This is a genomic window from uncultured Oscillibacter sp., from assembly GCF_910584465.1.
In the GTDB taxonomy this organism is placed as follows: domain Bacteria; phylum Bacillota; class Clostridia; order Oscillospirales; family Oscillospiraceae; genus Oscillibacter.
In genome coordinates this window covers 1-6,547 of record NZ_CAJUBK010000089.1, presented here as the reverse complement: position 1 = coordinate 6,547, position 6,547 = coordinate 1, and the positions used below count along the sequence as shown (strand labels likewise).

The 6,547-nt window shown below is 64.9% G+C and carries 8 protein-coding genes; 3 read left to right on the top strand and 5 right to left on the bottom strand.

Annotation, left to right across the window (positions count from 1 at the left end; all coding sequences use genetic code 11):
* The coding region (locus tag QZ332_RS12685; protein ID WP_295766077.1) for an IMP dehydrogenase at positions 1-771 on the top strand (771 nt) is incomplete at its 5' end.
* Positions 772-1,240: 469 nt separating this feature from the next.
* Positions 1,241-1,639, top strand: coding sequence for a hypothetical protein (locus QZ332_RS12680; RefSeq protein ID WP_295766074.1), 399 nt, complete (start codon positions 1,241-1,243; stop codon positions 1,637-1,639).
* Positions 1,640-1,730: 91 nt separating this feature from the next.
* Here QZ332_RS12680 and cysS read toward each other — a convergent pair whose 3' ends face one another.
* From cysS to QZ332_RS12655, 5 genes are all read right to left on the bottom strand, one after another.
* Entirely contained in the window at positions 1,731-3,173 is a 1,443-nt protein-coding gene (cysS, locus tag QZ332_RS12675) for a cysteine--tRNA ligase (RefSeq protein ID WP_295766072.1), read from the bottom strand.
* Position 3,174: 1 nt separating this feature from the next.
* Positions 3,175-3,837 (bottom strand): serine O-acetyltransferase EpsC, encoded by a 663-nt coding sequence (gene epsC, locus QZ332_RS12670; protein WP_295766070.1) that lies wholly within the window; start codon positions 3,835-3,837, stop codon positions 3,175-3,177.
* Positions 3,838-4,154: 317 nt separating this feature from the next.
* Complete coding sequence (locus QZ332_RS12665; RefSeq protein WP_295766068.1) at positions 4,155-4,373, bottom strand: heavy-metal-associated domain-containing protein; 219 nt, start codon at positions 4,371-4,373, stop codon at positions 4,155-4,157.
* A gap of 74 nt (positions 4,374-4,447) precedes the next feature.
* The gene (locus QZ332_RS12660; RefSeq protein WP_295766067.1) at positions 4,448-5,089 is read right to left on the bottom strand and encodes a hypothetical protein; all 642 of its coding nucleotides are present in this window, start codon (positions 5,087-5,089) and stop codon (positions 4,448-4,450) included.
* 81 nt (positions 5,090-5,170) lie between these two features.
* Complete coding sequence (locus QZ332_RS12655) at positions 5,171-6,070, bottom strand: AraC family transcriptional regulator (RefSeq protein ID WP_295766065.1); 900 nt, start codon at positions 6,068-6,070, stop codon at positions 5,171-5,173.
* 146 nt (positions 6,071-6,216) lie between these two features.
* Between QZ332_RS12655 and QZ332_RS12650 the strand changes: the two genes are divergently transcribed.
* The gene (locus QZ332_RS12650; protein ID WP_295766063.1) at positions 6,217-6,462 is read left to right on the top strand and encodes a hypothetical protein; all 246 of its coding nucleotides are present in this window, start codon (positions 6,217-6,219) and stop codon (positions 6,460-6,462) included.
* Positions 6,463-6,547 lie beyond the last annotated feature (85 nt).

The window sequence follows — 6,547 nt, the reverse complement described above, 5'->3', positions numbered from 1 at the left end:
CCCGCCCTGGTGGACGCCGGGGTGGACGTGCTGGTCATCGACTCCTCCGAGGGCTATTCCGAGTGGCAGGCCCGGACCCTGAGATGGATCCGGGAGCGCTACGGCGACGCCGTGAAGGTGGGCGCGGGCAACGTGGTGGACGGCGAGGGCTTCCGCTTCCTGGCGGACGCCGGGGCGGACTTCGTGAAGATCGGCATCGGCGGCGGCTCCATCTGCATCACCCGGGAGACCAAGGGCATCGGCCGGGGCCAGGCCACGGCGGTCATCGACGTGGCGGCGGAGCGGGACCGGTACTTCGAGGAGACCGGCGTCTACGTCCCCATCTGCGCCGACGGCGGCATCGTGCAGGACTACCACATCACCCTGGCCCTGGCCATGGGGGCGGACTTCTGCATGCTGGGCCGGTACTTCTCCCGGTTCGACGAGTCCCCCACCAGCAAGATCCTCATCGGCGGCAGCTATATGAAGGAGTACTGGGGCGAGGGCAGCGCCCGGGCCCGGAACTGGCAGCGCTACGACCTGGGCGGCGCGGCCAAGCTCTCCTTCGAGGAGGGCGTGGACTCCTACGTCCCCTACGCCGGAGCGCTGTCGGACGGCATGTCCACCACCCTGGCGAAGATCCGCTCGACGATGTGCAACTGCGGCGCGCTGACCATCCCGGAGCTCCGGGAGAAGGCCAAGCTGACCCTGGTCAGCTCCGTCTCCATCGTGGAGGGCGGGGCGCATGACGTGCTGCTGAAGGACTCCGCCGGAGCGGTGGGGAGGAATTGAAAAAACGCCCCGCCTTTCCATGGAAGGCGGGGCGTCCCTATAAATGGAGCTTGTGGAAATGTCTTGCAAAGCCGACAAGATCCTGCTATAATCAACTTGAAAAATGAAAATGCGGCGGCTTACGGGTGTTGGCGCACCCGCAAGCCTGCACAGGTGAGAGTACCACCTATACAACGGCATCCAACCGTATCCGCATAGGGATATTATACGACATCCTCCTTTCTTTGTAAAGAGGGCCTTTCGTCGTATCTATGTCTATCGCCCTCCTTTCGTATGGTGGATCGCCCCTCACGCTGTGTAGGCTTGCCTATGCGGCGTTTTTGTTTTTCGCCCGGCACTGGGAGGCAGGATGCCTCCCGGATACCGGGTGGATACGACATGAAAGAAGGGATGGACATGCGTGATTAGGACAGGTCCCTGATCTTGGGCGCAGGGCATTCAAATCGAGAGTGAAAAGGGGCATGATAAGATGGCAAATCAGCAGTTTATGTATACCCTGCCTATTGGGAAAACGGTACAGGGTATGATGGATGTCACCCGGCAGTACCTTTCCATCGTTGAGGGCATGGAGACGCAAACGATCAACACTGGGTCCTCGAACATGCTTGCGATCCAAGCTCGCGCAAAGAACGGCGGTCTGAAGCAGTTTGTCGGCATGGACAAAGCGTTGACCGTACGTTTCATCGAAAGCGGAAACTCTGTCACAGTAGAACTGGGCGAAGCCAAATGGGGAGATAAGGCGGCGATCATGGCAACAGCCATGTTCATCCTTTGGCCTCTTGCCCTCACCTCCGGCTACGGCATCTATAAACAGAAAAAGCTCCCGAGCAACATCAAGCGGGTCATTGATGATTACATCTATTCCTAAATGATAAAGCCGAGCTCCTCTTTCAGTAAGGAGCTCGGCTTTACCTAGGCAGTTCCCAAAATAACGAGGAGCGATCTTGCTGGATCCACTTTTACACTCTCTTCCAGGAGGCCCCGCCCTTCACGTCGGTGACCTCGATGCCCTGGGCCCTCAGCTCCTCCCGGATCCGGTCCGCCTCGGCGAAGTCCTTGGCCTTCTTCGCCTCGTACCGGGCCAGGACCTTGGCGTCGATGTCCGGGTCGCCCTCGCCGGTGATGACGTAGTCCCCGCCGCCGCTCTTCGTGGCCTGGGCCGCCTTCTCCCGGATCGCCGCCGCCTTCTCCAGGAGGCTCAGGGACAGCACCTTGTCGAACTCCCCGATGATGGCCAGCTTCGTGGCGTCGCTCGTCTTGGCCTTCAGCGCGTCGAAGACCGCCGTCACCGCCATGGAGGTGTTCAGGTCGTTGCCCACCTGCTGGAGGAACTTCTCCTTGTACGCGCCGAGCACCGCCTGGTCCACGTCCCCCTCGGGCTTCAGCGCCCCGATGCGGCCAAGCAGCTTGCTGTACGCGGCGGCGGCGTTGTCCAGGTTCTCCCAGCTGAACACCAGGGTCTTGCGGTAGTGGCTCTGGAGGCAGAAGTACCGGTAGGCCAGGGGATCGTAGCCCTTCTCCTCCAGCAGCGTCACGGTCAAGAACTCGCCCTTGGACTTGCTCATCTTGCCCGCTGGGTCGTTCAGGTGGTGGACATGGAACCAGTGGGGGCACCAGGGATGGCCCAGGTAGCTCTCGGACTGGGCGATCTCATTGGTGTGGTGGGGGAAGGCGTTGTCCACGCCGCCGCAGTGCAGGTCCAGGTACTCCCCGTTGTACTTCATGGAGATGCCGGAGCACTCGATATGCCAGCCGGGGTAGCCCACGCCCCAGGGGGAGTCCCACTTGAGGGCCTGGTCCTCGAACTTGGACTTGGTGAACCAGAGGACGAAGTCGTTCTTGTTGCGCTTGTTGGAATCCTCCTCCACGCCCTCCCGGACGCCCACGGCCAGATCGTCCTCGTCGTGGTCGTTGAAGATATAGTACCGCTTGAGCTTGGAGCTGTCGAAGTACACGTTCCCCCCGGCCAGGTATGCGTAGCCGGTGTCCACCAGCTTGGAGATGATCTTGATATATTCGTCGATGCAGCCGGTGGCGGGCTGGACCACATCGGGGGTCTTGATGTTCAGCTTCCGGCAGTCGTCGAAGAAGGCGTCGGTGTAGAACCTGGCGATGTCCATCACCGTCTTGTTCTCCCGCTTCGCCCCTTTGAGCATCTTGTCCTCGCCGGTGTCGGCGTCGCTGGACAGGTGGCCCACGTCGGTGATGTTCATGACGCGGTTCACGTCGTACCCGGCGAGGCGGAGGTATTTCTCCAGCACGTCCTCCATGATATAGCTCCGCAGGTTGCCGATGTGGGCGAAATGGTACACGGTGGGGCCGCAGGTGTACATCTCCACCCGGCCGGGGGTGTGGGTCTTGAGCTCCTCTTTTTTATGGGTCGCGGAATTGTACAGATACATTTCAAGCCGTCCTCTCTTCGTCGTGTCGGTCGTGATGCTGGGCCTCCAGCTTCTCGATGCGTTTCGTCAGTCCCTCCAGCGCCTCCCGCACCGGATCGCGGACGTGGATGTGGTCCACGTCGTCGGCGTAGGACGCCGCCGGCTTCCCGCTCACCCGGGCGATGTGGGCGGGCACGCCCACGGCGGTGCAGTCCGGCGGCACCGGGCCCAATACCACGGCCCCCGCCGCCACCCTGGCGTTGTCCCCCACGGTGAAGGGGCCCAGGATCTTCGCTCCGCAGCCCACCAGCACGTTGTTCCCCAGGGTGGGATGGCGCTTCCCCTGGTCCTTGCCGGTGCCGCCCAGGGTCACGCCCTGGTAGAGCAGGCAGTCGTCCCCGATCTCGGCGGTCTCGCCGATCACCACGCCGCTGCCGTGGTCGATGACCAGCCGTTCGCCGATCGTGGCCCCGGGATGGATCTCGATGCCGGTGGCGTTCCGGGCGTGCTGGGAGATCCAGCGGGCCAGGAAGTACCGGCGGTGCAGATACAGCCAGTGGGCCGTCCGGTGCCACAAGACGGCATGGACGCCGGGATAGAGGAGGAAGACTTCCAGCTTGCTCCGGGCCGCGGGATCCCGGCGCTGGTACGCGGCCAGCAGGCCGCTGAGGCGAGTCAAATACATAAGATCCACTCCTTGTCAGGTGCGGGAGGGAACGAGAACGCCTCCCGTACCGAAGTACGAGAGGCGACGGATCGCGGTTCCACTCTCATTTATCACTCAAGGGGCCTGTGACGGGGCCAGCCGGAGGGGCATCCCCCTCACGCTCCCGGACGCACTTCGCAGTCCCCGCCGCAGGCGCGCTTACAGCCGGTGACGCGCCCTCTCTGCCCTTTGGATGGACTGTTACTCTTTCCGTTCATCGCGGTATTCACTTGACTCTCTCAGTATATTAGCAAGCTTTGTCCGATGTGTCAAGGTTTTTTCGCCGATCCCCGTCCTCAGTCCTCGCTCCGCAGCTGATAGCCCAGCTCCTGGACCTTCTGGCGGATCTGCTCCTGCCGGACGCCGGTGGAGTCGTAGTCCACCGCCACGCAGCCCCGCTCGCTGAGGCTGACGGAGGTGACGCCGGGCAGCGCGTCCAGCCCCCGCTTCAGCAGCTTCTCGTCGTGGGGATCCCCGGCGTTCTCCAGGGAGAAATAAGTGCTCAAATGGACCATGGGAACATCTCCTTTCGGGAGTAGCTTTCCCACGCCGGGGATTTTCATCCCGGCCGAACGGCACGGAGCCGTCCTCAGTCCTTTTTCTCTTTCCCCGCGCCCGTCTCCGGCCCCTTCTCCAGCCGGGCCGCCAGCGCGTCCAGCTCCGTCCCCGTCTGGTCCAGGGCCCGGGGCAGCTGGCTGAGCATCACCTCGATCTTCCGCAGCTCGCTGTTCACGTGCCCGGCGGTGGACTCGAAGGAGCTCATGATCCGCCGGTAGTGGGTGCGGAACTCCTCCGCCGTCCGGCGGGTCTGGGCGGCGGCTTCCGCCTCCAGCGCGTCGGCCCGGTCCCGGGCCTCGCACTCGATGGCCCCCAGCCGCTCCCGGAAGCGGGCATAGCGCTCGGCGTCCGGCCGCAGGGCGTCCCGCTCGGCGGCGGTCCGGGACAGGTCGGCTTCCAGCGTCCGCAGGGGCTCCAGGTCCGCCCGGGCGGACCGCTCCGCCTCCAGCTCCTCCTGGATCTGCTCCCGCTGGGCGGTCAGCTCCTCCACCTGGGCGCGGAGCTCACGAAGCTCGCTGTCCTGTTCTCCCATCCGCTTGCGCAGGTCCTCGTTCTCCGTCTCCAGCTCCCGCTGCCGGGCGGCCGCTTTCTCCGACGCCTGCTCCAGGTACCGGACCACGTCCTGCTTGTCGAAGCCGCCGAAGGCCACGCTCTTGAAGGAATAATTTTCCATAAGGCTACCGTTTCCTCTCCAAAGTCTCCCCATGATTCTACCACGATCGACGGCATATTACAAGGCAGGGGCGAAGGTTTTTCACCCGCCCGCCCGTTCCGCCCGGTACTGGCTGGGGGTCCGGCCCTTCAGCGCCCGGAAGGTCCTGGCGAAATAGCTCATCTCCTGGAAGCCGCAGGCGGCCCCGATGTCCGCGATCTTCTCCCCGGTGGAGGCCAGCAGCTCCGCCGCCCGCTGGATGCGCAGCTGCTTGACGTATTGGATGGGCGTGGCGCCGATCGTGCTCTTGAAGCACCGGAGGCATTCGCTCTGGCTGACGGCGGCGCTCCGGGCGATCGCCGCCACGGTCAGCTCCTCCCCATAGTGCTCCTGGATATAGCGGAGCATGGCACGGATCCGCTCCCCGTCCCGCAGGGCCTTCTCCGAGGGGCCCTCCTGCGCCGGGGGCCGGTGGGCCGTCAGCAGGGCCACCACCCGGGACAGCCCCTCCCGCACGGCGAACTCGAAGCCCGGCGGCTCCTCCGCGCAGGCCCGCCACGCCGCCTCGACGGCCTCCAGGGCCTCCCCCTGCCAGGCGACCTCCCCCGAGAGGCGGACGAACCGGCTGGAGGCGTCGGACAGCAGGGGCTGGAGGTAGCCCTGCCAAAAGACGCTCTCCAGGCTCCCGCCCACCAGCCGGGGATGGAACACCAGGGAGTGGAGGCGCCCCGGCCCCTCCCCGCTCCGCCGGGCCTCGTGGAGGGCCCCGGCGGTGATGAAGCAGCCCTCCCCCGCCTCCAGGGTCCAGCCGCCGCCCTCCGCGTTGACGTCGATCCGGCCCTCCGCCACCCGGATGACCTCCAATTCCTCGTGCCAGTGCCAGAGGACCGTGTCCGCCTCCAGATCGTCCGCGTAGCAGGCGACGGGGAACAGCGGCGTGCCGTGGGCCACCAGCTCACGGCCGTGGGGATCCACGTTGGGGATGCAGGCGCTCAGTGCCATGGCTTCCTCCGATCTGGCGGTTTCGTACTAGTGTCCCGGCGCTTTCCTCCTACCGCCCCCTGATCTTTCGATGATATCATCCTATCATAGACCGCCGCGGGACGCAAGACGGACCACGGACTTTCATGATGAAGGAGGCCGCTCCCATGTTCAAGCTCATGGTGCTGCCCGATACGGAGGGCTTTTTGAACGTCGTCGAACACAGCCGGGGCCGGGTGCTGCTCCACCTGCCGGACGATTCCACCTGCGATCTCAAGCGGGACCACACCGCCCGCCAGCTCCTGCGGGTCATGCGCCCCGGCCGGGACGGGCTTTGCATCAGCCTCTCCGACGCCAGGGACGTGCCCGGTCTCCTCGACTATATGATCGGCTCCGCCCGGCAGAGGGGCTGACCCTGCCGGGCGCCTCGGCCCCGGCCGAGATCGTGCGGCCCCCCTTCCCGGGCCTCCCGCATCCCCCCCACCCCGCCCGCCGAGG